The organism is Kitasatospora sp. NPDC034035, from assembly GCF_055575755.1.
Genome location: NZ_JBVISA010000009.1, coordinates 215,106 through 240,869, shown reverse-complemented (window position 1 = coordinate 240,869; position 25,764 = coordinate 215,106). Strand labels below are relative to the sequence as shown.

Annotated in this window: 21 protein-coding genes; 11 read left to right on the top strand and 10 right to left on the bottom strand. The window is 72.6% G+C overall.

Going from position 1 to position 25,764, the window contains the following annotated elements:
- The first annotated feature begins 69 nt into the window (after nucleotides 1–69).
- Together ACZ52J_RS15750 and ACZ52J_RS15745 are read left to right on the top strand one after the other, a co-directional pair.
- The gene (locus ACZ52J_RS15750; protein ID WP_465619108.1) at nucleotides 70–4,341 is read left to right on the top strand and encodes a hypothetical protein; all 4,272 of its coding nucleotides are present in this window, start codon (nucleotides 70–72) and stop codon (nucleotides 4,339–4,341) included.
- 46 nt (nucleotides 4,342–4,387) lie between these two features.
- Complete coding sequence (locus ACZ52J_RS15745) at nucleotides 4,388–5,782, top strand: lipase family alpha/beta hydrolase (RefSeq protein WP_465619106.1); 1,395 nt, start codon at nucleotides 4,388–4,390, stop codon at nucleotides 5,780–5,782.
- A gap of 58 nt (nucleotides 5,783–5,840) precedes the next feature.
- Here ACZ52J_RS15745 and ACZ52J_RS15740 read toward each other — a convergent pair whose 3' ends face one another.
- Together ACZ52J_RS15740 and ACZ52J_RS15735 are read right to left on the bottom strand one after the other, a co-directional pair.
- Nucleotides 5,841–6,137: an MTH1187 family thiamine-binding protein gene (locus ACZ52J_RS15740; protein ID WP_465619104.1), complete on the bottom strand. Its 297-nt coding sequence runs from the start codon at nucleotides 6,135–6,137 to the stop codon at nucleotides 5,841–5,843.
- Between the two features lie 82 nt (nucleotides 6,138–6,219).
- The gene (locus ACZ52J_RS15735; RefSeq protein ID WP_465619244.1) at nucleotides 6,220–7,710 is read right to left on the bottom strand and encodes a SulP family inorganic anion transporter; all 1,491 of its coding nucleotides are present in this window, start codon (nucleotides 7,708–7,710) and stop codon (nucleotides 6,220–6,222) included.
- 779 nt (nucleotides 7,711–8,489) lie between these two features.
- Here ACZ52J_RS15735 and gcl point away from each other — a divergent pair.
- Both gcl and ACZ52J_RS15725 read left to right on the top strand, forming a co-directional pair.
- Nucleotides 8,490–10,262 (top strand): glyoxylate carboligase, encoded by a 1,773-nt coding sequence (gene gcl, locus ACZ52J_RS15730; RefSeq protein ID WP_465619242.1) that lies wholly within the window; start codon nucleotides 8,490–8,492, stop codon nucleotides 10,260–10,262.
- A 157-nt stretch (nucleotides 10,263–10,419) separates the two neighbouring features.
- Nucleotides 10,420–10,908 (top strand): glutathione peroxidase, encoded by a 489-nt coding sequence (locus tag ACZ52J_RS15725; RefSeq protein WP_360491506.1) that lies wholly within the window; start codon nucleotides 10,420–10,422, stop codon nucleotides 10,906–10,908.
- Nucleotides 10,909–11,017: 109 nt separating this feature from the next.
- On the opposite strand, the gene ACZ52J_RS15720 is transcribed toward ACZ52J_RS15725, so the two are convergent.
- The gene (locus ACZ52J_RS15720; protein WP_465619102.1) at nucleotides 11,018–11,683 is read right to left on the bottom strand and encodes a hypothetical protein; all 666 of its coding nucleotides are present in this window, start codon (nucleotides 11,681–11,683) and stop codon (nucleotides 11,018–11,020) included.
- A 12-nt stretch (nucleotides 11,684–11,695) separates the two neighbouring features.
- Nucleotides 11,696–12,055, bottom strand: coding sequence for a hypothetical protein (locus tag ACZ52J_RS15715; RefSeq protein ID WP_465619100.1), 360 nt, complete (start codon nucleotides 12,053–12,055; stop codon nucleotides 11,696–11,698).
- A gap of 356 nt (nucleotides 12,056–12,411) precedes the next feature.
- On the opposite strand from ACZ52J_RS15715, the gene ACZ52J_RS15710 reads away from it, so the two are divergent.
- On the top strand, nucleotides 12,412–13,629 hold the full coding sequence (locus tag ACZ52J_RS15710) for a metallophosphoesterase (protein WP_465619240.1): 1,218 nt from the start codon (nucleotides 12,412–12,414) through the stop codon (nucleotides 13,627–13,629).
- A gap of 30 nt (nucleotides 13,630–13,659) precedes the next feature.
- Here ACZ52J_RS15710 and ACZ52J_RS15705 read toward each other — a convergent pair whose 3' ends face one another.
- Nucleotides 13,660–14,583, bottom strand: a complete 924-nt coding sequence (locus ACZ52J_RS15705; protein ID WP_465619099.1) for a LysR family transcriptional regulator — start codon at nucleotides 14,581–14,583, stop codon at nucleotides 13,660–13,662.
- 96 nt (nucleotides 14,584–14,679) lie between these two features.
- On the opposite strand from ACZ52J_RS15705, the gene ACZ52J_RS15700 reads away from it, so the two are divergent.
- The 4 genes from ACZ52J_RS15700 (at nucleotide 14,680) to ACZ52J_RS15685 (ending at nucleotide 18,788) form a co-directional block, all read left to right on the top strand.
- On the top strand, nucleotides 14,680–15,384 hold the full coding sequence (locus ACZ52J_RS15700) for a succinate dehydrogenase cytochrome b subunit (RefSeq protein ID WP_360491520.1): 705 nt from the start codon (nucleotides 14,680–14,682) through the stop codon (nucleotides 15,382–15,384).
- A 41-nt stretch (nucleotides 15,385–15,425) separates the two neighbouring features.
- The gene (locus ACZ52J_RS15695) at nucleotides 15,426–17,384 is read left to right on the top strand and encodes a fumarate reductase/succinate dehydrogenase flavoprotein subunit (protein WP_465619096.1); all 1,959 of its coding nucleotides are present in this window, start codon (nucleotides 15,426–15,428) and stop codon (nucleotides 17,382–17,384) included.
- Nucleotides 17,381–18,118: a succinate dehydrogenase/fumarate reductase iron-sulfur subunit gene (locus ACZ52J_RS15690; RefSeq protein WP_360491526.1), complete on the top strand. Its 738-nt coding sequence runs from the start codon at nucleotides 17,381–17,383 to the stop codon at nucleotides 18,116–18,118. The genes ACZ52J_RS15695 and ACZ52J_RS15690 overlap by 4 nt, the downstream gene beginning before the upstream one ends.
- 364 nt (nucleotides 18,119–18,482) lie before the next feature.
- On the top strand, nucleotides 18,483–18,788 hold the full coding sequence (locus ACZ52J_RS15685; RefSeq protein WP_465619094.1) for a hypothetical protein: 306 nt from the start codon (nucleotides 18,483–18,485) through the stop codon (nucleotides 18,786–18,788).
- Nucleotides 18,789–18,881: 93 nt separating this feature from the next.
- Here ACZ52J_RS15685 and ACZ52J_RS15680 read toward each other — a convergent pair whose 3' ends face one another.
- On the bottom strand, nucleotides 18,882–19,802 hold the full coding sequence (locus ACZ52J_RS15680; RefSeq protein ID WP_465619092.1) for a LysR family transcriptional regulator: 921 nt from the start codon (nucleotides 19,800–19,802) through the stop codon (nucleotides 18,882–18,884).
- A gap of 110 nt (nucleotides 19,803–19,912) precedes the next feature.
- Between ACZ52J_RS15680 and ACZ52J_RS15675 the strand changes: the two genes are divergently transcribed.
- Both ACZ52J_RS15675 and ACZ52J_RS15670 read left to right on the top strand, forming a co-directional pair.
- A complete protein-coding gene (locus tag ACZ52J_RS15675; protein ID WP_465619090.1) occupies nucleotides 19,913–20,386 on the top strand; it encodes a nuclear transport factor 2 family protein in 474 nt (157 codons plus the stop codon).
- A gap of 42 nt (nucleotides 20,387–20,428) precedes the next feature.
- Nucleotides 20,429–21,625, top strand: coding sequence for an erythromycin esterase family protein (locus tag ACZ52J_RS15670; RefSeq protein ID WP_465619088.1), 1,197 nt, complete (start codon nucleotides 20,429–20,431; stop codon nucleotides 21,623–21,625).
- Nucleotides 21,626–21,821: 196 nt separating this feature from the next.
- On the opposite strand, the gene ACZ52J_RS15665 is transcribed toward ACZ52J_RS15670, so the two are convergent.
- The 4 genes from ACZ52J_RS15665 to ACZ52J_RS15650 form a co-directional block, all read right to left on the bottom strand.
- Nucleotides 21,822–23,018, bottom strand: a complete 1,197-nt coding sequence (locus tag ACZ52J_RS15665) for an FAD-dependent monooxygenase (RefSeq protein WP_465619086.1) — start codon at nucleotides 23,016–23,018, stop codon at nucleotides 21,822–21,824.
- A gap of 171 nt (nucleotides 23,019–23,189) precedes the next feature.
- Nucleotides 23,190–24,374, bottom strand: coding sequence for an MFS transporter (locus ACZ52J_RS15660; protein ID WP_465619084.1), 1,185 nt, complete (start codon nucleotides 24,372–24,374; stop codon nucleotides 23,190–23,192).
- Nucleotides 24,375–24,398: 24 nt separating this feature from the next.
- Nucleotides 24,399–24,578, bottom strand: a complete 180-nt coding sequence (locus tag ACZ52J_RS15655; protein ID WP_465619082.1) for a hypothetical protein — start codon at nucleotides 24,576–24,578, stop codon at nucleotides 24,399–24,401.
- 237 nt (nucleotides 24,579–24,815) lie between these two features.
- Nucleotides 24,816–25,754 carry a DUF2797 domain-containing protein gene (locus ACZ52J_RS15650; RefSeq protein ID WP_465619080.1) on the bottom strand — a complete coding sequence of 313 codons (939 nt, stop codon included), beginning with the start codon at nucleotides 25,752–25,754 and terminating at the stop codon, nucleotides 24,816–24,818.
- Between the last annotated feature and the right edge of the window lie 10 nt (nucleotides 25,755–25,764).

Sequence of the window (25,764 nt, the reverse complement as noted above, 5' to 3'; positions counted from 1 at the left end):
CATGACAGTTGCACACCGGTGTGACGAGCGGCAACATGATCTGCCACGGACGGGGGAGGTCGAGTGGGGATGGGCGGGGACCACGGCGAGGCCGTTGTGGTGTGCCTGGACACCTACGATCACCACCCGCACTTCGACCTGCCCGGCGCCCGCAAGCACGCCGAGGAGTTCCGCTCACTGGCGCGTCGGCTGGGCTTCACGACCGACGCCCCGCCCGTCACGGGCACGAGGCACGAGGTCCTTCAGGGGCTGCGCCGCTTCGCGGCCTCGCCCGCCAGGCGGAAGATCCTCTACTGGATCGGTCACGGGATCAAGAAGGGCCGGAGCAGGGCGGTCGTCCTGCCCTGCCGGGACCTCGATCCGGACCAGTACGACGGCAGCCTGACCACCGAGGACATGGCCGAACTGCTCAGACAGGCGAGCGGCGACATCCTGGTGGTCCTCGACACCTGCCACGCCTCGGACGCCGCCCGCGAGGTGCACGCGGGCTTCTTCGACCGAGAGGACGACCACCTCGGCCCGCGGCCGGCCGCCAAGGGCTCACCCGACTTCCGCGGGGTGGGCGTCCTCGGCACGGTGCACGGCGACCAGCGGGCGCAGCTCGGCGCCTGGCTGAACGCGTTCCGCCGCGTCTGCGACGATCCCCGCTTCGAGTTCCGCGAGCGGCTGCTGTGGACGCCGTACGCCCAGGCACTGCACGCGTCCGAGGTGGTCGAGGCAGTCAGCAGTGTGCTCGCCGACGAGTTGGTGTACCCGCAGTTCCACGGCGGCAGCAGGCTCGTCGGCCTGATCGTCAACCCGTACTACGACGCGCTCGCCCGGCCGTTGTCCACGGCTGCCCGGTCGCGTCGGCAGGAGCTGCTCGACGCCCACGTGCAGACGATGCTGCGCAGCCGCTTCACCGGGCTGCTCGTGGAGGACGACGCCGGCTTCTTCACCGGACGGCGGAACTACCTCGGCCGCCTCGTCGACTGGATCGGTTCATCCGGCCGCAACGGCGCGCTGATCGTCACCGGGGGCCCGGGCAGCGGCAAGTCGGCTCTACTCGCCCAGCTGGCCCTGATGACCATCGCGAACACCCCGCAGTTCAGAGGGCTTTCGCCGATCCGCCGACGGGCGATGCTCAGCGCCATCGACGCCGGCATCCAGTGCCGCGGCCGCAGCGCCCTCGAATGCGCGCGTGAGCTGGCCGAGGGCCTGCAACTCGAGGAACCCGGGGACGGCTGGCCGGATCTGCGGGCGCTGATGGACGCCCTGCTGACGAAGTGCCGTGACGCCGCGTCGACGACCTTCCTGGTCGACGGGCTCGACGAGACCGACCCGGCCCACCTGGACTCGCTCATCGTCGAGGTCCTGATCCCGCTCTCCCACGAGCCGACCGTCCGCGTCCTGATCGGCACGCGACCCCTGCCCGAAGGGGGTGCCGCCGCGCTCCTGGACGGCGCACTCAGGTTCGACCTCGACCGCGCGCCGGACCGGGACGACGACATCCTCGGCTATGTGCGCGCCCGCCTCGGCGGCCCGGAAGGGCCGTACCGCGACGCCGAGGGGACACTCGACGCGGTGTGCCGCGCCCTGGGGCACCGGAGCGCGGGCACCTTCCTGGTGGCGAAGCTGCACTGCTCCGCCCTGCTGCGGCTGAACCGGGCGGTGGGACCGGAGGACGAGGAGTTCCGGCAGGTGCTGGCCTCGGGACTGGACGAGGCCCTGGACCACGAGATCCGGGCGCTGGACACGGCCGCACCGGGCGCAACCTGCGCCGCCGGCTGGGCTCTTGGACTCCTGATCCCGCTGGCGCTCTCCTTCGGAGCCGGTCTGCCGGAGGACGACAGGATCTGGCTCCTGGCGGCCCGGGCACTGGCCGAGGCGCGAGGAGAGAGCCATCACTACGAGGCCCACGACATCGTCGCGATGCGCAAGTTCGGCGGCGCGCACATCGTGGCGCACGGTGAGGCCGGCCAGCCGGTCTTCCGGCTGAACCACGAGGCGCTCGTCAGCCACGTGCTGCGCGCCGCCGGCCTCCCGGACGCCGAGACGCACGCCACGATGGCCGCGGTGCTCCACCAGGTCCACCACGAGCTGTACCGAGGCCGCGGCGCCACCAACTCCTACATCGCGCGGTACGCGGCCGCGCACGCCGCCCGGGCCGGTCGGCTGGCCGGTCTCCTCCAGGACGCCGAACTGCTCGTCCGGCTCGATCCCGAGCGGCTCGTGGCCCAACTCGACCAGCCCGGCGCGGCCGCCTCGGCGGAGGTGGACCTGTACCGGCCGATCGCCGAGGACCTGGCGCGCAGGTCGCCGGACGAACGCGCCGCCCTGCTGCAGGCGGAGGCCCTGCGTCAGCAGCCGGAACTCATGCCCTGGGCGCGTTCCGCCGCACACCTGCACTGGACGGACGAGTGGACCACCGCTGAGCGGTCCGCCCCCGAACGCAGCCTGGGCCTGCCGTTCGGAGACGTCCTCGTCGTGTCGGCAAGCCCGGACGGAGGACTCTACGCCGCCGCCGAACGCCTGTGGCACTGGAGCACCCTCGGTGGTCGGCCCGACCTCGTACGGGGCCACGTACCCGCCGCACTCGGCGCGGCGACCCCTCGGCTGACGGCACTGGCCGCTCCCTCCCACGAATGCGGGATCGCAGCGGTGGCGGCAGCCGCCGAACGCGTCCTGGTCTGGCCGCGGCGCGGGCCGGGACTCGTCCACATGCTCGGCTGGGCGGCGCCCATCAGCGCCGTCGCCGTGGGGATCGCGGCCGGCCGGGAGATCGTCGCGGCCGCTTTCGGCACCCATGTGGCCGTCTGGGACTGGCGGGAAGGCCGGCTTCGGCATCTCGGGTTCTGGCGGAGCCGGGTGGGCGAGGTGTACGCCACGGCCGTCACCACCGTCGGGGGCTCGCCCTGCCTGTTGGTCGGCGGCGAGCGGGGGGTGGTCGCCCTGGATCCGTGGGTCGGCGTGGGGCGCGGCGCGTTCGGCTCCGACGCCGGCCGGGTGGAATGCCTCGCCGTCACCACGGCGGGCGACCGTCCCTGGGTGGCCGCGGTCACCACGTCGAGCCCGCAGGTTCGCGTGTGGCGGCTCGACGAGGAGGGCCGGCAGCTGCGGGCGGAGTCCGTCTTCAGCGCCCGTCTCCGGCACCCCTCGGGAGCGACCGCCGCCCTGACCGACTCCACGAACCCGCTGCTCTTCGCGGTGGACGGCGGGCGGATCCGCCAGTGGGACGTGGCAGCCCGCCGTGAGCTCGCCCCGCTGACCGGACTCCGGTCGCGGCCGACCTCCGTCACGGTACTGCGCGGCCGGGTGGCCGTGGCCGACGGGAGCCGGGTACGGGTGTGGGAGCACGGGCCCGCCGCGGACGCGGGCTCCCCGAGCGGCCGCACGGGGCTGCCCGCACCGGGCCTGGAGCACGCCGGGGCCCTGGTGTGCACCGCTCCCGGCGAGGGTGCCGTGGTCGTCGCCGCCCGGGGAGCCGTGCGGGTGTGGGACCTGCGGGGGCGGGTCGTCCACGACGAGTCGGAGCTCGCCGCCTACAAGGCCGTGGATCTGCGCGCTGACACCTCGGGTGCGTTGTGGCTGGCGGCAGCCGGGCGGAGCACGGCGCACGGGCCCACCGTCGTGGTCCGCCGGCTCGGGGCCGGCGCGGCGACCGCCCTGCCCGTCGCGCCCGGTGAGGACGGCACGGTGAGGGCCGTGACTCTGGCCGCCCGCCGGGCCGTCCGGGTGTTCGCCGCCGACAACCGCCATGTCCGGCGCTGGGACGTACGGTCCGCCACGGCCCTGCCGCCCCTGCACGTGCCCAACGACATGGTGCGCAGCCTCTCCTTCGTCGAGTCGCCGCTGGGCCGCTCCTTCCTGATCGCCGGTGCGGGCGACACCGTGTGGTTGTGGGACGGGGAGGAGCCCGGCACCCCGGTGCCGCTGAGGCCGTCGGACCGTGCACCCGTCCGCGCCCTGTCCGGCACGCACGACGACAACGGGCGCAGGCATGTCGCCGTGGCGACGGACAAGGGTGTCTTCGTCGCACAGCCGGCGGCACTGGAGGCGGCGCGCGGCGCCGTGGAACTGCGCCCGTTGAGCACGACGGTGACGGCGGTGCGTTCCCTGGTCTGCCGGAGCCTGCCGGGCAACCGCGTGGTGGTCCTGGCCGCCGACGCCTCGCACGTGCTGCACCTGTGGGACGTGCACGCGGATCGGCCCGCGCCGGGCGTACCCGATCGCGGCTTCGCCGTCTACCAGGTGATGGCACAGGCCGCGCCGGGGGGATCCGAGCTCGTCGTGGCGTCCGTGGGCCTGGAACGCATGGACGTCCTGACGGTGTCCCCGCCCGGCGGCGCCGTTCCGGCCTGAACGTCGGCACCGACAGCGAACCGGCGAAGTGAAGGAGGATCAGCAGGTGGCACACGATCTTGTGGTGTTCGTCCCCGGGGTGATGGGAAGCGTTCTGCGCGACGGAGACGGTCGCGACGTGTGGAACCTGTCGTTCGGCGTCGGCGGCAGACTGGCCCTGGGCGCCGAACGGTTCTTCGAACGTCTGACACTGCCTCCCGGACTGGGCGACGAGGCGCCCGACGGGCCGTACGCCTTGACGCCCGCCGGCCTGTTGCGGGAACCGCGCATCTACCCGGGGCTGCTGCCCCACGTGGCGTACCGGGAGCTGGCCCGGCACCTGGGGGAGCTGGCCGAGGGGCGGGTCGCCGTGTTCCCCTACGACTGGCGGCTGTCCAACCGGCACTCCGCGGCCCTGCTGAAGGAGTTCACCGGCCGCGAACTCGCGCGGTGGCGCGAGGAACGACGGGCGGCGGGCGACGAGGAGGAACCCCGCGTGGTCTTCGTCTGCCATTCCATGGGGGGCCTGGTCACCCGCTACTACCTCGAGGTACTGGGCGGGCGGGAGACCGCCCGGTCACTGGTGACCATCGGAACGCCGTACTCGGGTGCGGTGAAAGCCGTACGGATCCTCACCGGGACCCTGTCCGGCAGGAAGCTCCTCGGGATCGGGACCAGGCTGCGCGAAGCCCTCGTGACAGCTGCCCGCACCATGCCGTCCGTCCACCAACTCCTGCCCACCTACCAGTGCGTGACGGACCACGCCTCGGGGACGCGGCTGAACGCGGTGCCCCTTCCCGACCTCGACAGCGCCATGGTCGACGACGCCTTCGCCTTCCGCCGCGAGCTGGACGAGGCGGTGCGCCGGAACGCCGCGGCCGACCTGATGGCGGGCCGCCCCGCCGCGTACCGGGTGTTCGCCTCGGGTGGCAAGGGGGAGCCGACCGACGTCGCGCTCGGCGTGAGCGGGGGGACCGTCACCTACGCGGACCGCTTCGGGGACCAGGACCGCTGGCAGGGGGACGGCACCGTGCCGTGCCTGTCGGCCACGCCACCCGAGTGGGAGGACGCCGCCCGGGTCGACTGGTTCCGTCTCGGGCACACGGCCCTGCCCAATGACGCCATGCTCCACCGCCAGCTGTACGACCGATACGAAGCGCTGGACCACCGCCCGTACCAGACACTCGGCACCGGGTTCGGCATCGACGTCCCGGAGGCTGTGGCCGCCGGCACCCCGCTGCCGGTGACCGCGGTGTCCGAGGACCCCGGCCTCCTCCTGGAGGCCCGCCTCGTCTCGGCGGCCGGCGGGGAGACCGTCGAGCGGCGGCGGCTGCGCCCCGACGGCGACGGCGGCTACAGTGCCACCTTCTCGCCCCCGCCGGGAGTGTGGACGGTGGAGGCGAAGGCCGCGCAGGCCACCGGCATCCCCGTGCAGCGGGAAGCAGTGCTGGTCCTGGACTGAGGCCGCTCCCGCGTGGTGCCCGGCGCCGGCCGGAGCCGGTCGCCGAACGGGGCAGGCGCTAACCCTCGGCGAGGTGGCGTTCCACGGAGGCGACCTTGGCGGTGAGGCCGTCGGTGACCCCGACCCGGTCGTCGATCTTGATGACCGTGCTCACCCGGTTGCTGTGGGCCTTCACCGCCTCGATCGCCTCCCGGATCACCGGCATCACCTCGTCCCACTCGCCCTCGATGCTGGTGAACATCGCGTCCGTCCGGTTCGGGAGCCCGCTCGCGCGGACCACCCGGACGGCGGCGGCGACCGCCTCCCCCACGTCCTCGCCGATCCCCAGCGGGGTCACCGAAAAGGCTGCGATCACGGCTCTGCGCTCCTTGTGTCGACGGCACTGGTCGCCGGTTCGGACCCTCCCGAACCGGCGACCAGGCTAGCCGGACAGCCCGTCAGGCCACCGAAGGCAGCGGCGGTTCGACGGCCAGCGGTGCGGTGGAGCGGGCCCGGTGCTGGGCGGCCCAGGAGGTGAGGGCGACCGTGCAGGCGTGGTCCAGGTGGCGCAGCCCGGACCAGTCCAGCTCGACCGGCCGGTCGTCCGGCAGCCGTTCCAGGGTGTCCAGCAGCCGGGGCAGCCGCAGGAAGGTGGCGTTGCCGCTCAGCCGGACCCGGTGCAGCGCCTGGCCGCTCGGCAGCACCAGTTCCTCCACCGCGATCTGCAGGTGGGAGGTCTGCCAGGCGGACTTGACCACCGCCAGGCCGATGCCGATCAGCACCCCCTCGAACAGGTCGGTGGCGATGATCGAGACCGCCGTCACCACGAGCACCAGCGCCTCGCCCCGGTGGCCGCGCCAGAGCGCGACGATCCGGCGCAGCGGCACGAGCTTGGCGCCGGCGTGGACGAGCACGGCGGCGAGCGCGGTGAGCGGGACGAGCCCGAGCGCACCGGGCAGCAGCGCGGTGAACAGCAGCAGCCAGCAGCCGTGCAGGAAACGGGAGGCCTTGGTCTTGGCGCCGGCCTGGACATTGGTGGCGCTGCGGACGATCACCGCGGTCATCGGCAGCGCGCCGAGCAGGCCGCAGACGGTGTTGCCGACGCCCTGGGCGGTGAGTTCGCGGTCGTAGTCGGTGCGCGGGCCGTGGTGCATCCGGTCGACGGCGGCGGCGCTGAACAGCGTCTCGGCGGAGGCGATCAGGGTGAAGGCGACGACCGTGCCGATGCCGGCGGTGCCGGCCAGCGCGCCCAGGGAGTCACGGTCGGGCAGCCGGACGACGTCGAGCAGGCCGGCCACCCGGATCCGGGCGACCGGCAGGTCGGCGGCGGCGGTGACGGCGGCGGCGAGGCCGACGGCGGCCAGCGGCGCGGGGACGGCGCGGGCGACCCGCTCCGGCAGGTACCTCCAGCCGAACAGCACCAGCAGGGTGCCGAGGCCGAGGGCGACCGCGCTCGGTTCGGCCGCGGCGGTGATGACGTCCTTCAGCAGGCCGGGCAGTCCGGCGATCTTCTCCGGTCCGGTGGCGGGGGCGCGGCGGTCGGCGAGCGCGTAGAGCTGGCCGAACACCAGGGTCAGTCCGATGCCGGCCAGCATGCCGTGCACCACCGAGGCGGACATCGCCCGGAACCAGCGGCCGAGCCGCAGGGCGCCCATCGCCAGCTGGAGCAGGCCGGTGCCGAGCACCAGCAGGCCGAGGGCGCCGGTGCCGTACTGCCGGACGGCGTCGGCGACCAGGACGGTCAGCCCGGCGGCGGGCCCGCTGACCTGGAGGCTGCTGCCGGGCAGGGCGCCGACCACCAGGCCGCCGACGATGCCGGTGACCAGGCCGAGCTCGGCCGGGACGCCGGAGGCGACGGCCACTCCGACGCAGAGCGGGAGGGCGACCAGGAACACCACCAGCGAGGCGGGCAGGTCCCGGCGCCAGGGCACGGCGCGCAGCGCGGCGATCGAGAGCCGGGTCCGGCCCGGCGGGGCGTTCTTCCGGGGGCGGCCCGGCGGGCTCTCGCTCCGGTGCGGCGGTCGGTTCACCCGGTCACCGCCGGGGGTCGGGCAGGGGTACAGCAGCGCATGGGGACGTTCCTTCCGCGCGCCCGCCGCTGCGGGCACGCCGGTTGCCGTGCGGGAGAAAGGTGCCGTGCGGGAGAAAGGTGCCGTGCGGGAGCAGGTCTCAGCAGAAGAAGGCCGCAGCGGGAGGTCGCAGCGGGAGACGAGGGAAGGCGGGAGAGGAAGGAAGGGCGGAGGACCGCGGTGCGGCCGGGGGGTGCGTCCCTCGCTCGGGTGCGGCGGACCGGGCGCGCTGGTCCTGGACGGGGCCGCCGGCGGACTTCCCCCGCTCCCCGGCGCTCCCGAACCCCCCTGCCGCGGCCTCAGTTGGACGTCACGGGCCCGGCGTGCCACCGACGGTACCCAGGGGGTCGGGGCGGACCCACCTCGGTCACCGCCCCTTCACGTGTGCTGCACACCGGGCACGCTTTCCCGCGCGGAACGATCGCTTCCCTCCGTACGCCCGCACGATCGTCGCCCGTTCGTACGGAATCTTCCTGGTCGACCCGCCAATTCCCCTCGGGCGCGGACTGACACATTCTGTTGAAGCCCCCCTTGACGCCCCGACGAGGCCCGCCCTACCTTGTTTCCACATACAGAAACCGCTCTTCCGTATGGTGGAATTCAGGAGATGAGCCCTCCGAGCCACTGCGGGCCGACGCAGGAGAAACCCGATGCCTCGTATGACAGCCGCCCGCGCGGCCGTGGAGATCCTCAAGCTCGAAGGCGTTGAGGTCGCGTTCGGCGTGCCCGGTGCCGCCATCAACCCGTTCTACGCCGCCCTCCAGGCCTCCGGCGGGATCCGGCACACGCTCGCCCGGCACGTCGAGGGCGCCTCCCACATGGCCGAGGGCTACACCCGCGCCAAGGCCGGCAACATCGGAGTCTGCATCGGCACCTCCGGCCCGGCCGGCACCGACATGATCACCGGCCTGTACTCGGCGATCGCCGACTCCATCCCGATCCTGTGCATCACCGGCCAGGCGCCCGTCGCCCGGCTGCACAAGGAGGACTTCCAGGCCGTCGACATCGCCTCGATCGCCAAGCCGGTCACCAAGGCCGCGACCACCGTGCTGGAGGCCGCGCAGGTCCCCGGCATGTTCCAGCAGGCCTTCCACCTGATGCGCTCCGGGCGCCCCGGCCCGGTCCTGATCGACCTGCCGATCGACGTCCAGCTGACCGAGATCGACTTCGACCCCGAGGCCTACCAACCGCTCCCGGTCTACAAGCCGACCGCCAACCGCATCCAGATCGAGAAGGCCATCGCGCTGCTCCAGGAGTCGGAGCGCCCGCTGATCGTGGCCGGCGGCGGCGTCATCAACGCCGACGCCTCCGCGCTGCTGCTGGAGTTCGCCGAACTCACCGGCGTCCCGGTGATCCCGACCCTGATGGGCTGGGGCATCGTCCCGGACGACCACGAGCTGAACGCCGGCATGGTCGGCCTGCAGACCTCGCACCGCTACGGCAACGAGAACTTCCTCGCCTCCGACTTCGTCCTCGGCATCGGCAACCGCTGGGCCAACCGCCACACCGGCGGCCTGGACGTCTACACCGCGGGCCGCAAGTTCGTCCACGTCGACGTCGAGCCCACCCAGATCGGCAAGATCTTCGCCCCGGACCTCGGCATCGCCTCCGACGCCAAGGCCGCGCTGGAGCTCTTCGTCCAGGTCGCCGAGGAGCTCAAGGCCGCCGGGCAGCTCAAGGACCGCGGCGCGTGGGCCGCCTCCACCCAGGAGCGCAAGGCCACGCTGCAGCGCCGCACCCACTTCGACAACGTGCCGCTCAAGCCGCAGCGCGTCTACGAGGAGATGAACCGGGCCTTCGGGCCGGAGACCCGCTACGTCACCACCATCGGCCTCTCCCAGATCGCCGGCGCGCAGATGCTGCACGTCTACAAGCCGCGGCACTGGATCAACTGCGGCCAGGCCGGCCCGCTCGGCTGGACCATCCCGGCCGCGCTGGGCGTCGCCACCGCCGACCCCGAGGGCCAGGTCGTCGCGCTCTCCGGCGACTACGACTTCCAGTTCATGATCGAGGAGCTGGCGGTCGGCGCCCAGCACCGGATCCCGTACGTCCACGTGCTGGTCAACAACTCCTACCTGGGCCTGATCCGCCAGGCGCAGCGCAACTTCGACATCGACTTCCAGGTCAAGCTGGAGTTCGAGAACATCAACGCGCCGGAGCTGGGCGTCTACGGCGTGGACCACGTCAAGGTCGCCGAGGGCCTGGGCTGCAAGGCGATCCGGGTCACCGAGCCGGAGGGCCTGCTGCCCGCGTTCGAGGAGGCCAAGAAGCTGGCCGCCGAGTTCCGCGTCCCGGTCGTGGTCGAGGCGATCCTGGAGCGGGTCACCAACATCTCGATGAGCGGCAGCGACATCGACAAGGTCAACGAGTTCGAGGAGCTCGCCACCCTCCCGGAGCACGCGCCGACGGCCGTCAAGCCGCTCGCGCTCTGACGTAGCGCTCCGACCCGTCGCGAGGGGGCGTACGAGCCGCTCCGTACGCCCCCTCGCGCCCGGAACACCGGCGGCGCCGGCACGGTTGACCCGTCCGGGGCCGCTACCGTGTGCCCGGGCGCGAATCCGCTGCCGACCTGCCGAAAGGACCACCACCGTGAGCCTGTACGACATCCCGCTGCGCACCCTCGCCGGCGAGCCCACCTCGCTGGCCGACCACAAGGGCAAGGCCCTGCTGATCGTCAACGTGGCGTCCAAGTGCGGCCTGACCCCGCAGTACGCCGGGCTGGAGCGCCTCCAGGAGCGCTACGCCGCGCGCGGCTTCACCGTGCTGGGCTTCCCCTGCAACCAGTTCGCCGGGCAGGAGCCGGGCAGCGCCGAGGAGATCCAGACCTTCTGCTCCACCACGTACGGCGTGAGCTTCCCGCTGTTCGAGAAGATCGACGTCAACGGCGAGGACCGGCACCCGCTGTACCAGCAGCTCACCCAGGTCGCCGACGCCGAGGGCCAGGCCGGGGACGTCTCCTGGAACTTCGAGAAGTTCCTGATCTCCCCGGACGGCACCGTGGCCGCCCGGATCCGGCCGCGGGTCGAGCCGGAGGCGGCGGAGCTCATCGCCGCCCTCGAGGCCGTCCTCCCCGCCTGACCACCCACCCGCCGAAGGCCCGGGGCAACCGCCCCGGGCCTTCGGCGTCCCCGCACACCTGCCCGTGGACGGTGCTGGACCCTGGCAGGTCCGGCGTGCGGGGCGGTCGTCACAGCATGCGGTAGCAGAGCTCCTGCAGGCGGATCGTGGCCTTTGCGAACTCGTCGAGCGTGGCGGTGGGAAGCTCCATGGTGGCGAATTCCTGGATCTCTTTCCGCACACTCGCCGGCACGTCCAGGCGCTCCGCGAGCGCGTAGAGGCCTGCCCGCATGGACCCGGTCTCCGATGTGGGGTCGTCGGGCCATCGCGCCCGCCCGATCAGGAAGACCCTTGCGATCAGGTCGGCCAGGACGAACCAATCGAACTCGTCACCGACCGAGCGCTCCCGCAGCCCGTCGGTGACGTCGTCGACCGCCGCCGCGAAGGCGAACACCGCTGCCACGAACACCTCCCCGGCAGGAGCCACGGCCACGTCGTCGGCACGGGCCCGGATGGCGTCGATCCGGTCCTGGGGGATGCCGATCCGCTCCAGCGCCGCCAGGAACTCGGACAACGCTCCCGATGGATGGGACTGGGCGACCGGCGGGATCATGTCGAACTTGATCCCGGCACTGCTGCCGATCTTGAAGTAGAGGTGTCGCCTGCCCCGGTCGGCCGGCGCGGGCGGCAGCAGGCCGCCACCCATCAGGTTGATCTGCAGGCCGCCGTCCCCGATCTGCACCCCGGACGCTTCGCTGGCGTCGATCGGAGACGGTCTGCCGTCGTTGCTGTCCATCGGATGCGGCCCTCAGTTGAAGTGGTTGGTCTGGGTGGAGTGGTTGCCGACCTGCACGCCCTGGGCGTGGCTCAGGTCGATCCGGCGATCGTCTGCCGGTCCGACCAGCGCCAACAGGGCCTGGGCCGCCGCCAGCAGTTCCCGGTCGCGGTCGGCACCGGACGCAGTCAGCTGCTCGTGCAGCCGCGCCTCCCAGACCTCCTGCTCCACCTGCTCAGCGTCCAGCACCTCCTCGCCGTGTGCGGACAACCGACGGCGCACCGCCCCGCGGAGCCCGTCGTACGCCTCCCGAACGGCACTGTTCGCCGTGTCGGTCAGCCCGGCCGACGCCCCGGCGGCCAGCGCCGCCATCACCAGTTCCACCCCGGTCATCAGACCCCCTAGTCGAAGTACAGGCCGAGTGTGCCACGGCACTCCTACTCCAGAAGAGAGTTGACGATAATTCAGATAACTCGAATGGCATCGTCGCGGAGCAGGCCAAGGGTGGCTCCGTGCCGACGGAGCCGTCGGGGAGCGGGAGGGCGGAGATGACGGTGATCCGGCTTTCGGGCGACACCGCTCCTGGCCCGTGGACGGTGCCGGCCCCTGGCAGGGGCGGCGGCCGGGCCCTGGCGGATGATGGGGGCGAGGGTGGCGCGGCGGATGTGAGGGCGGTAGCGGTGACGACAGGGGAATCCATGAAATCGGGAGCGGAATTCCGGTCGGCGGACGGGGGTGCGGAGGCCGCGATGGCCGGCGCCCGGCCCGAGGTCGCGAGTGTCGGGGAGGCACCGCGCCGGGGCGCGCGGCGGCGGGGGACGGCCGGGCGGCTGGGCGTCCTCGTGCTCGTGCTCGTGGTGCTGTGCCTTCCGCCGTGGTGGACGCTGTTCGCCGCCGGCGCAGGCTGGCCGCTCCCGGTGTTCGTCGGCGGCACGGTCGTCCTCGCCGCCTGGATGGTCGCCTTCCCCTTCCTGATGATCGCGGGCCACGGGGCGCGGCAGTCCGACCGGGCCGCGCGGGTCGCCGACACCAGCCTCGGGGTGGTCTGGGTGCTGTTCACCTGGTCGGCCCTGGGCGGTCTGGCGGACCTCGTGCTGGGCGGTCTCGACGTCGGCGGCGCCGACCGGGCCAGAGCCGTGGCCGTGGCCGTGGCGGTGGTCTCCGCGGGGCTGCTGGGCTGGGGGCACTACGAGGCGATGCGCGTGCCCCGGGTGAAGCGGCTGGACGTCCACCTCCCGCGGCTCGGCGCCGGTCTGGACGGGACGCGGGTCGTGGTGCTGGCCGACACCCACTACGGGCCGATCGACCGGTCGGACTGGTCGGCACGGGTCACCGAGGTGGTCAACGGGCTCGACGCGGACGTCGTGGTCCACGCCGGCGACATTGCCGACGGCACGCCCGCCCGGCGCCGGCAGCAGTCCGCGCCGCTGGGGGCGGTCCGGTCGCGGCTGGCCAGGGTCTACGTCACGGGGAACCACGAGTACGGCAGCGAGGCCCAGGGCTGGCTGGATCGCATGGCGGACCTGGGCTGGGAGCCGCTGCACAACCGTCACGTCGTGGTGGAACGGGGCGGGGACACCCTCGTGCTCGCCGGGGTCGACGACGTGACCGCGGCGTCCTCCGGCCTGGCCGGGCACCGCGCGAACCTGCTCGGCGCGCTGGCGGGGGCCGACCCGGACCGGCCGGTCCTGCTCGTCGCCCACCAGCCCAAGTACGTCCCGCAGGCGGCGGCCGCCGGGATCGACCTGCAGGTCTCCGGGCACACCCACGGCGGCCAGATCTGGCCGTTCAACCTCCTCGTCCGGATCGACCAGCCGGTGGTGCACGGCCTGAGCCGGCACGGGGAGCGGACCCAGCTGTACACCAGCCGCGGCACCGGCTTCTGGGGGCCGCCCTTCCGGGTCTTCGCCCCGAGCGAGATCACCCTGCTCACCCTGCGCTCGGGCGGCCCGTCGACCACCGGATGACGTACCGGGCCCCGCGCCCCGGGCCCCAGGTCATGGCAGCAACAGCGTGGTGCCCGGGGGGAGTTCGCCGCTGCCGGCGGCGGTGTGCAGGTGGGCGAGGAGGGTGGCGCGCAGTGCGGTGGCGGCGCGGGTGGGGGGCACCTCGTAGCCGTGGGCGACGGCGATGGTGCGGCCCAGGCCCGGCCCGGCGAACGGGGTGACCGCCAGGCCGGAGCGGGCCGCGACCATGCCGGGGACGACGGCGGGCCCGAGCCCGGCGCGGACGAAGCCGAGCACCGCGTCCATCTCGCCGCCCTCCACCGCGAACTCCGGTTCGAAGCCGGCCGCCCGGCAGGCCGCCAGGGTCGTCTCCCGCAGGTCGTAGCCCTCCCGGAACATCACCAGCGGCCACCCCCGCAGCTCGGTCACCCGGACCTTGCGGCGGGGGCGCGGCTCGGCGGAGACCAGCACCAGCTCCTCGTGCAGCAGCTCGGTGACGGCCAGGGCGGGCGTCTGCTCCCCGCTGGTCGGGGTGATGATCAGCGCGAGGTCCAGCTCCCCCGCCGCCAGCGAGCGGACCAGGTCGCGCGAGCCGCCCTCGCGGACCACCAGCGCCACGCCCGGGTGGCGGTCCCGGAACACCCGCAGCACGTCCGGCACCAGACTGGTGCACAGGCTCGGCGGCGCGCCCAGCCGGACCCGGCCGCGGCGCAGCTGCACCGTCTCCTGGACGGCCAGCCGGGCGCTCTCGGTGTCCGCGAGGATGCGCCGGGCCAGTGGCAGCAGGGCGTCCCCGGCGTCGGTCAGTGCGATGTTGCCCCGGGTGCGGTGGAACAGCTCGGCACCCAACTCCCGTTCCAGCGCCCGGATCTGTTGCGAGAGGGACGGCTGTGCCACATGCGCGGCATCGGCCGCCCGGGTGAAGTGGCGGGTCTCGGCGACGGCCAGGAAGTAGCGGAGTTGTTGGAGCTGCACCCGGCCAGGATAGGCCGCGTCGATAGTCGGTGCCTATCGTCATGAGCCGCATCATGTCTTGGACGTACCCTCGCGGCCGTCCCTACCGTGGCAGCCATGACAACCGCGACTCGGACGGCCCGGCATCCGTCCACCCTGGCGACGCTCTGGCGGTCGACCGTCGGCAAGAAGGCGGTCATGGCCGTCACCGGACTGGTCATGCTGCTGTACCTGGTCGCGCACATGCTGGGCAACCTCAAGGTGTTCTTCGGCCCGGACGACATCAACGGCTACGCGGCCTGGCTGCGCACCATCGGCCGGCCGTTCCTGGGCCACGCGTGGTTCCTGTGGATCGCCCGGCTCGCCCTGCTGGCCTCCGTCGTGCTGCACGGCGTCTCCGCGTACCAGCTCAGCCGGCGCGACCTCGCCGCCCGGCCGAGCAAGTACGCGCACAAGCGCCGCCGGGCGAGCTACGCGACCCGGACCATGCGCTGGGGCGGGGTGATCCTGGCACTGTTCATCGTCTGGCACATCCTCGACCTGACCACGCTGACCGTGAACCCGGCCGCCGAGGAGGGCCACCCGTACCAGAACATCGTGGCCTCGTTCGGCACCTGGTACTCCTGCCTGATCTACGTCGTCGCGATGCTGGCCCTCGGCCTGCACATCCGGCACGGCTTCTGGAGCGCCGCGCAGACCCTCGGCGCCAACAACACCCGCCGGGACCGGGCCCTCAAGCTGACCGCCAACGGCCTGGCGCTCGTGCTGACCGCCGGCTTCCTGTCCGTCCCCGTGGCCGTGATGACCGGAGTGGTGAAGTGAACAGCCCTGAAGTGAGCAGCGGCGGAGTGAGCAGTGCTGACGTGAGCAGTGCTGACGTCAGCTACCTGGACTACACGCTCGGCGAGCCGGTCGCCGACACCAAGGCCCCCGCCGGGCCGATCGAACAGCGCTGGGACCAGCGGCGGTTCGACGCCAAGCTGGTCAACCCGGCGAACCGGCGCAAGCACACCGTGATCGTGGTCGGCACCGGCCTGGCCGGCGGCGCGGCCGGCGCGACCCTGGCCGAACAGGGCTACCACGTCGTCCAGTTCTGCTTCCAGGACTCCCCCCGGCGCGCCCACTCGATCGCCGCCCAGGGCGGCATCAACGCGGCCAAGAACTACCGCAACGACGGCGACTCGGTCCGCCGGCTGTTCTACGACACCGTCAAGGGCGGCGACTTCCGCGCCCGCGAGTCCAATGTGCACCGGCTCGCCCAGGTGTCGGTGGAGATCATCGACCAGTGCGTGGCCCAGGGCGTGCCCTTCGCCCGCGAGTACGGCGGCCTGCTGGACACCCGCTCCTTCGGCGGCGTCCAGGTCTCCCGCACCTTCTACGCCCGCGGCCAGACCGGCCAGCAGCTGCTGCTCGGCGCCTACCAGGCGCTCTCCCGGCAGATCGCCGCCGGGAACGTGGAGCTCCACCCGCGCACCGAGATGCTGGACCTGCTGGTCGTCGACGGCCGGGCCCGCGGCATCGTCGCCCGCGACCTGGTCACCGGCGAGATCCGCTCCCACACCGCGGACGCCGTCGTCCTCGCCAGCGGCGGCTACGGCAACGTCTTCTACCTCTCGACCAACGCCAAGAACTCCAACGCCACCGCGATCTGGCGGGCGCACCGGCGCGGCGCCTACTTCGCCAATCCGTGCTTCACCCAGATCCACCCCACCTGCATTCCGCGCTCCGGCGACCACCAGTCCAAGCTGACCCTGATGAGCGAGTCGCTGCGCAACGACGGCCGGATCTGGGTGCCCAAGGCCCAGGGCGACACCCGGCCGCCGGCCGAGATCCCGGAGGAGGAGCGGGACTACTACCTGGAGCGGATCTACCCGTCCTTCGGCAACCTGGTGCCGCGCGACATCGCCTCCCGGGCCGCCAAGAACGTCTGCGACGAGGGCCGCGGCGTCGGCCCCGGCGGCCAGGGCGTCTACCTGGACTTCGCCGACGCGATCCGCCGGATGGGCCGGGACGCCGTCGAGGCCAGGTACGGCAACCTCTTCGAGATGTACGAGCGGATCACCGCCGAGGACCCGTACCGGGTGCCGATGCGGATCTACCCGGCGATCCACTACACGATGGGCGGCCTCTGGGTCGACTACGACCTGCAGACCACCGTCCCGGGCCTGTTCGCGATCGGCGAGGCCAACTTCTCCGACCACGGCGCCAACCGGCTCGGCGCCAGCGCCCTGATGCAGGGCCTCGCCGACGGCTACTTCGTGCTGCCGCCCACCCTCAACGACTACCTGGCCCGCCACCCGCTGCCCGCCGTACCCGCCGACCACCCGGTGCTCACCGAGACCGAGGCCGAGGTCGAGGACCGCCTCCACCTGATCCTCGCCGTCGACGGCGACCGCACCCCGGACTCCTTCCACCGCGAACTCGGCGAACTGCTCTGGGACGAGTGCGGCATGGCCCGCGACGCGGCCGGGCTGAAGCGGGCGCTGGAGCGGATCCCGCGGCTGCGCGAGGAGTTCTGGCGCCGGATCAAGGTGCCCGGCACCGGGCAGGAGCTCAACCAGTCGCTGGAGAAGGCCAACCGGCTCGTCGACTACTTCGAGCTGGCCGAGCTGATGTGCCTGGACGCCCTGCACCGCGCCGAGTCCTGCGGCGGCCACTTCCGCACCGAGAGCCAGACCCCCGACGGCGAGGCCGCCCGGCGCGACGAGGAGTTCACCTACGCCGCCGCCTGGGAGTTCACCGGCACCGGCGCGGCGCCCGTCCTCCACCGCGAGGCCCTCGAGTTCGACCACGTCCACCCCACCCAGCGGAGCTACGCATGAACCTCACCCTGCGCATCTGGCGCCAGGCGGGCCCGGACGCACCCGGGTCGATGACCACCTACCGGGTCAGCGGGATCAGCCCGGACATGTCCTTCCTGGAGATGCTCGACACCCTCAACGAGGAGCTGATCACCCGCGGCGACCAGCCGGTCGCCTTCGACCACGACTGCCGCGAGGGCATCTGCGGCGCCTGCGGCATGGTCATCAACGGCCAGGCGCACGGCCCCGAGCGGACCACCACCTGCCAGCTGCACATGCGGCACTTCCAGGACGGCGACACCATCGACGTCGAGCCCTGGCGGGCGGCGGCCTTCCCGGTCGTCAAGGACCTGGTCGTGGACCGCTCGGCCTTCGACCGGATCATCGGCTCCGGCGGCTACATCACCGCCCCCACCGGCAGCGCGCCCGAGGCGCACGCCACGCCCGTCCCCAAGGACGCCGCCGACACCGCCTTCGAGCACGCCGAGTGCATCGGCTGCGGCGCCTGCGTGGCGGCCTGCCCGAACGGCTCGGCGATGCTCTTCACCTCCGCCAAGGTCGTCCACCTCAACGTCCTCCCGCAGGGCGCGCCGGAACGGGCGTCCCGGGTGCGGAACATGGTCGCGGCCATGGACGCCGAGGGCTTCGGCGGCTGCACCAACACCGGCGAGTGCGCCACCGCCTGCCCCAAGGGCATCCCGCTGCCCAGCATCGCGGCGATGAACCGGGAGTTCCTGCGGGCCGCCCGCGGCTGACACGCCCCCGGCACTCCCCCACATGCGGTCGGGCCCACCGACCGTCGGCCCCTCGCGCTGGTGCTCGCGCGAGGGGCCGGCCCCGTCCCGGCAGGGCGTGCGGCGCCAGTTCGCGCTCCCCGTACGGGTGGTGGATCGTCCCGAGCGGTGCTCCCGGGCGGAAAATCGCGCTACGGTGGTGCTCCGCCAGGGAGGGACGGCATATGCCCGAGGTTCAGTCCTGTTCCGGCTGCGGCGGGTCCGGGGGGACCCAGAAGACCGAGGCAACGGTCGAACTGGACGAGGAAGGAAGCATGGTGCCCAGGGTCCACGAGTTCTGGTCGCCCTGTGGTCGGTGCCACGGATCCGGGACGGTGATCGTCGGATGAGGTTGGTCTTCGAGTGCGTCGAGTGCGGTGGGCACTACCTGCCGCCCGAGAGCATGGTGTACCCGGACGGGCCGGCCTCGCCCGTCTGGTGCGCCCACTGCCAGCACGCCCAGCACGAGGCCGGTGTCCGGGAGGACCCGCTGCTCGCCCGCGTCGCCCTGGCCGCCGCCCGGGCCGCGCTCGCCCGGCGGGCCGCCGAGGCCGCCGACCCGGGCACGCGCCACGACGTCCGCCCGTCCCGGCCCCCGCTGTCCCGCCGGGCCCGCTCGGGACCGGGCGGGGTGCGCAGCAAGCTCCAGTAACGGACCGGCCTCCGGGGCTCGGAGACAGCCTGCGGGAAGGAGTTCGCCTGGCCTGCGGCGACCGGGCCGGGAAGGCGTATGGCCGTCGGCGCGTCAGCGGCCGGGGTCCGCGCCCGTCCGAGCGGCTGCCTCCTGGGCGGTCCGGTTGAAGGCGTGGATGCGAGCGGTCGTGTCGATCGTGTTCGAGTCGAGCCAGGTGGGTACCCACTCCAGGGGTGGCGCATCGCTGAGGGGAACGTAGACGATGTCGGAACGGGCGTAGTAGAGGGCTGCCTGGGCGCCCACCACGAAGGCGCCGTGGCCGGCGCCGATCAGGGCCAGGGCCTCCTGGAACGTCTCGAAGTCCGGGCCGGTCTCGACGGGTTGGCCGCCCGGGGTCCGCAGGGGCGTGCGCGCCGTGCGCCAGTAGTCGGGGACGCTCTTGGCCACCTGGAGGAGCCTGACGTGTACGAGGTCCTCCATCGAGACGGTGGCACGGCGGGCCAGCGGGTGGCCGGAGGGGACGGCCAGCATCCGGGATTCGGAGAACAGGACCGGACCGTTGGTCATCCCGGGCTCCTGGTGGGGCAGGGAGACGATGAGCAGGTCCACGTCCCCGTCGCGCAGCCGGGGGAACCCGTCGACGATCTGTAGCTCTCTGGGTACTGCCCGGGCGCCGGGGTGGCGCTGGGCGTACAGTTCCGCGGCCTGGACCATGAGTTGTCCCGCGGCGGCACCGACGAAACCGACCCTCAGCACGCTCTGAATGCCTTGCGCGGCGTTGATCGCCTTCACCACCCCGGCCGTGATCTGCTGGTAGGCCGGAAGGAGATCGTCGTGGAGTTGCTGTCCGGCCGGGGTGAGGCGGACATAGCGGCTGGTGCGTTCGAACAGCGGCGTGCCGATCTGACGCTCCAGCTTCTTGATGCTCTGGCTGATCCGGCCGGTGGTCAGATGCAGGCGTTCGGCGGTGCGCCCGAAGTGCAGTTCCTGAGCCAGCGCCAGGAAAGCTTCCAGTTCCACCCGTTCCAGCACCGCTTCTCCTCGGTTGTTGAACCAGCCTAAACAAACGTTCCAGTATGACGCCTTGTCGGCGGCTCCGTCACCTTGCAGGGTTGGTACGAATCACGTTTCAAGGGAGCCGCATGAACACCGAGAAGCTGCACGCCGAGATCCGCGCCCTGACCGACCGCGCCGAGATCGCCGACCTCTTCGACCGCTACCTCCGGTCGCTCGACGACCGACACTTCGACGAGGCATGGGCCGAGTCCTTCTTCACCGAGCAGGCCAGCACCGAGACCCCGGCCGGGTACGTCCGGGGGCGGGACGCCATCCTGGGCAACGTCCGTGCCGCCCTCGATCTCTTCGACCGCACCGTGCACTTCGGTTCCAACTACGTCATCGAGGTGGCCGACGACCGGGCCACCCTGCGCGGAAACCAGCTCAGCACCCACGTACTCGCCGCCGGCCAGAGCCTCTTCCTGTCCGGCGGACGCACCGTCAACGAGCTGGTCCGTACGGCCGACGGCTGGCGGCTCACGCGAGCCGACCTGCACATCACCTGGACCCAGGGCAACCCGCCGGTCCTGCCGCCCGAGCTCATCCAGGGCCGTTCCTGACCGCCTTGACGTCAAGTCAACTTCATGTTTGAGGCTCTACGCATGCCAAACGAAACCGCCTCCCGCAGTCTCCCCGTCCCCGTCGCTCCGCACCCCGCCGCCGACGCCGACGCCCTCCCGCTGTCCGGTGCCGTGCTCGACGGGATCGCCGGGCGGCTCGCCGCCGCCACGGTGGTCGGCATCGGAGAGTCCACCCGCTTCTCCCGCGAGACCTTCGGGGTGCGGGACCAGCTGTTCCGCCGGCTGGTCCGGCACCACGGCTTCCGCGCGCTGGCCGTCCAGGACAACGTGGGTGCCGCCGCCGCCCTCGACGGGTACGTGCTCGGTGGGGAGGGCACGGCCGCGGCCGCGCTGGCCGGCGCCTGGAAGCCGTGGCGCACCGCCGAGATGGTCACCGCCCTGGAGTGGATCCGGGCGTTCAACCGGGACCACGCGGACGATCCGGTCCGGATCTTCGGCGTCAAGCCGGTCCAGGCTGCGCCCGCCGACTACGACGCCGTCCTGGCACATGTGCGCGCGTCGGCGCCGGAGAGGCTCGCCCGGGTGGCGGCCCACCTGGACCCCATCCGCACCGCCCACGAGACCGAGGAGCACGTGCAGCGCGCGCGGGGAGTCCACCCGGGCCGGCCGTTCACCGAACACGCCCGCGACGCACTCGCGTTGGTCGAACCCCTCCCCGGTGCCGACGACGCGGTCGCGAGGATGCGGCTGATCGTGTCCTTCCACGAGCACAGCGTGGCCGGGCGTGGCAGCTACGCGGGCGAGGCCGAGGCGTGGTCCGAGGTCGTCGCCGACTCCCTGGGCCGGACCGGTCTGCGCACCGTCTACTGGGACGGCATCGCGCACACGTCGGCGACCGGGACGGTGCTCGGTCTGGCACCCGACCGTGGTCCGCAGGCCACCGTCGGCAGCCTGCTGCGCAAGCGCTACGGCGCGCAGTACGTCTCCGTGGCGATCGGCTTCCATCACGGCGACCTCGGCGTGGCCGTCGTCCCGGACCCGGCCGCGGACCTGGTCGACGCGAAGCTCGGCGAGACGGACCTGCCCGCCCGCTGGTTGGATCTGCGTCACGAGGACGTACGCCGCCAGTGGGACGGACCGGCGAAAGCCCGGGTCATCAGCGGCGTCTACACCCCGGACAACGACGCCGCCGAATACCTGGCCGTCGCCTCGCTGGCCGAAGCCTTCGACGTCATCATCCACATCCGCCGGGTCTCCCCGGTACGGCGCCTGCCCTGACCACCCCCGGGTTCGATGAACCCGGCCTCGGCGACGTCCTGTTCCGGATCGCGCCGGCGGGCTCGCCCGCCGGCGCGATCGTCCCGACCGTTCCGGTCGACGGACGGATGATCGGTCGCGGGCGCGGCCACGCGGCGGTTCACGCCCACCACCGGCACTGAACGCGACGCGCGGTGCAGCGCGGGTCGGAGTCGTATCAGTAGGTCTTGAGCTCGATGGCGTTGGCCGCCCGCTGGATCGGTTCCAGGACCTTGGCCATCATGCGGTCCTTGCCCGGCAGGTGCTGGAGGAGCGAGAGCATGGCCATCGAGAACCGGACCTGACCCCGGGTCCGCATGACCATGTGCTTGATGTTGGCCGGGCCGAGCTTCTGGTTGGCCTCGGCGAAGCCGCGCATCTGGTGTTCGTACGAGGTGAAGCCCCCGATGTCGCCCTTGGCGTCGGCCAGTTCACCCGCCAGGACGTAGGCCCCCACCAGGGCAAGGCTCGTCCCCTGCCCGGAGGCAGGGGAGGCGCAGTAGGCCGCGTCCCCGACCAGTGCCACCCGGCCGTTGGACCAGCTGTCCATACGGACCTGGGTGAGCGAGTCGAAGTAGAAGTCGGGCGTCGTGGGCAGTGCGTCGAGGAATCGGGGGACCTCCCAGCCCTCGTCGGCGTACGCCTCGCGAAGGAGCTCCTTCTGGCCGTCGGTGTCGCGGCGGTCGTATGTCAGGGTGTCCGCGGCCCAGAGGAACATCGCCTTGGCGCCGGCGTCCCGGGCGGTGGTGTACGTCAGTGCCGTGCGCCCGGGACCGACATAGGTGAGCTCCCAGCGGTCCAGGTCGAGATGGTTGGGCACACTGAAGATGGCGACCCCGTACCCCATGTCCTGGAGGAACTGCTCCTCCGGGCCGAAGGCGAGGGCTCGGGTGGCGGAGTGCAGGCCGTCCGCGCCGACGACGAGGTCGAAGGTGCGGGTCTCTCCACTCTCGAAGGTCACCTCGACACCCTCGGTGCCGTCCACCAGGCGGGCGATGGAGTCGTCGAAGCGGTACTCGACGTCGTCCTTGGTCAGGTCGTGCAGGATGCGGGTGAGGTCCCCGCGCATGATCTCGGCATCGCCGCTCACCCGGCCGCCGTGGCTGTCGGCGTCCATGCTCTTGACCCGCTTGCCCTTGGCATTGACGATCGAGGCCCCCAGCACGTCGGTCCTGTTGCGCCGGACCTCCTCCAGGATCCCCATCCTCTCGACCACGTCCAGGGCGGCCCCACGAATGTCGATCTTGTACCCGCCGGGGCGGATCCCGGGCGCACGCTCGACCACGGTCGGGGTGAAGCCGTGATCGCGAAGCCAGTAGGCGAGCGTGGTCCCGGCGACACCGGCTCCCGAAATCAGGACGTTCTGGCTCTCCATCGCGTTGCCCCCGTTGATCTTGAGATGTGGCGGGCTTCACTGTAGAGAAGATCACGCGGCCCGTACAGGAATCCGCCACTCCCGGTCGAAGCCGCCATCGGCCGGACGACGCCGCAGGCCCTTCCGGTCCTGCCGTGATGGAGGCCTTCCGGGTCCGCGGTGTCCGTGTGGTCAGCTCTTTCGTGTGGTCCAGAGCGCCGTGGCGGTGAGGGCGGTGAGAGCCGCCCCGGTCGCCAGGACACCGCTGATGGCCGTCTGGTTGGCGACGGCCCCGCCGAACAGCGCGCCGAGCGCGATGGCCAGGTTGAACACGGAGGTGTTCAGGGCGGTGGCCGCCTCGGTCGAGTCGGGCGCCGCCTTGAGGATCCACGTCTGGACACTGACCGGAACTCCGCCGAAGACCAGGCCCCAGCCGATCAGCAGGACCACGCCGCCGCCGGGGGTGCGGCCGGCGAGGGGGAAGGCCGCCAGGATCAGGGTCAGCAGGGCGCCGATGGTGATGACGGTCGCCCGGACGTTGCGCCCCGCGGCCGCGCCGGCCAGGAAGTTGCCGACGATACCGGCGGCGCCGAAGCCGAGCAGGAGGGGTGCGACCATCGCCTCGTCGATGCCGGACACCTGCTGCAGGATCGGGCTGACGAAGGTGAAGGCGGCGAAGTGGCCGCTCACCAGAACGAACGTGGCGATGACACCCGCGCGCACGACGGGGTTGCGGAACTGCTCCGGCAACGTGCGCAGCCGAACGGCCTGCTCGGCGGGCATCGGGGGCAACAGCAGGAACAGGGCGCCCAGGACGAGCATGCCGAGCCCTCCCACGGCCACGAACGCCACCCGCCAGTCGGCGAGCCCGCCGATCAGTGTCCCGGCGGGCACCCCGAGGACGTTGGCGGCCGTCGCTCCGCCGAACACCACGGAGACGGCCCGGTGGACGGACCGCTCCGGCACCAGGCGTACCGCGATGCCCGTGGCCAGCGCCCAGAAGCCGCCGATGCTGACGCCGACGAGGAAACGCGAGGCCAGCAGGACAGCGAAGTCGGGGGCCAGCGCCGACAGTCCGTTGGCCGCCACCATGAGGCCGATCAGCCAGAGCAGGACGATCCGCCGGTCCAGACGCCCGATCGCCACCGGGAGCAGCGGTGCGGTGGCGGAGGCGACCAGGCCGGGGACCGTCACCATCAGACCCGCCGTCCCCGGGGAGACATCGAGTGCCCCGCCGATGAAGGGGAGCAGTCCCACGGGTAGCGACTCGACGGTCACCAGCACGAACGTGCCGACCGCGACGGACACGACGGCGAGCCACCGCCTGAGCGGGACGGGCTCGGCGGTGACGGGCGGTGCGGATGCGGCGATTGTCATGGTTGTACTCCCCCTGGACAGGACTCAGTCTGCGGGCAGGGTCTCGGGATCGATGACCCTGGTGTTCTGGGCGGCGGCGCTGCGCCAGCGGCCGTCGTCCTCGGCCGGCACGTACGGCGGGGCGCCCGGGACGGCCTCGGAGCGCAGGTTGCCACCGGCTCGGCAGCCGAAGGGAACGACCGGACGAGCGGGACCTGCGTGCATGACCACCCTGCTGTCCAGGAGCAACATCAACAAGGCAGGATGGCGGAACGCTTGTTTAGGCAGGCTCAACGGGCGCGTCGGATCGGCCTTCCCGCGAAGGGAAGACGGACCTGGCCCTGGTCAGCCTGGGGCCCGGGGCGTGGTTCGGGCGGGAAGGCCGATCGGTCCGATGAACCCGGCGTCGACCTGGACGCGTTTCCCTACGCAACCAGGCTGGTCAGGAGCGGTCCGCCCGACTCAGAACAGCGCCTCCTGGGTGTCCGGCTCCGGCGGGCGGACCCGCTCCCGCAGGGCCAGGCCCTCGGACGGGCGGCCGGAGACGGGCGTGAGCGTCCAGCCGGTGAGGCGGCGGGTGTCCAGCAGCAGCGGGCCGGAGCCGTCCGCCTGGTCGAGGAACAGGTGTTTGCCGATCGGCGGCCGGAGCCGGCCCGTGACCACCGCGCCGTCGGCCAGTCCGGCGATCTCCCGGTAGGCCTCCGGGGCGCCGCCGGCCAGGCCGTAGCGCTCCACGTGGTCCACCACCGGAGGGTCGGCGAGCAGCTCCACGGCGTGGCCGTCCAGCAGCCGGTGCGCCTGGGCGCGGGCCTCGGTGAGCACCGTACGGCGGTGCGCGGCGTCGCCGTGCGACCACCAGTGGTCGGCCTTCAGCCGGGACTTGTACCGCTCGCGGGCCAGGCCCGAGGCGGCGACGGTGAGTTCGGCGCGGCGCACCGCGGGCAGGCCGCCGCGGGCGGTGAACGCGTAGGCCAGCGCGCCCTGTTCGAGCAGCCGGCTGTCGCCGCGCTGCTCGGCGGTCAGGCCGACCTTCAGCAGGCCCTCGCCGAACCAGGCGAGGTAGAGCAGGTAGGTGCGGCCGTCGTCGAGGATCTGGTCCCGCGCCAGGGCGAGGCCGCGGTCCACGCTCTGGCAGGCCGGGCACTGCGTCGCGCCGCCGTCCGGATCGATCACCGAGTGGTGCGGGCAGGGCGTGCGCTCCGTCGCCCCGACCAGCCAGGCCCCGGTGCAGCGCCGCGGGCCGCCGAGCAGCCAGCCGACCTCCGCACCCGGCGCCACCGCACGCTCGTGCACCTGGGCGCCGCGCACGGCGCCGAGCACGGCGCGGCCGTCCTTCCAGCTCAGGCCGGTGGAGACCCAGCCACCGGGGCGCTCCGGGTGCTGCGGTGCGGGGATCGTCACGGGCGTCCCT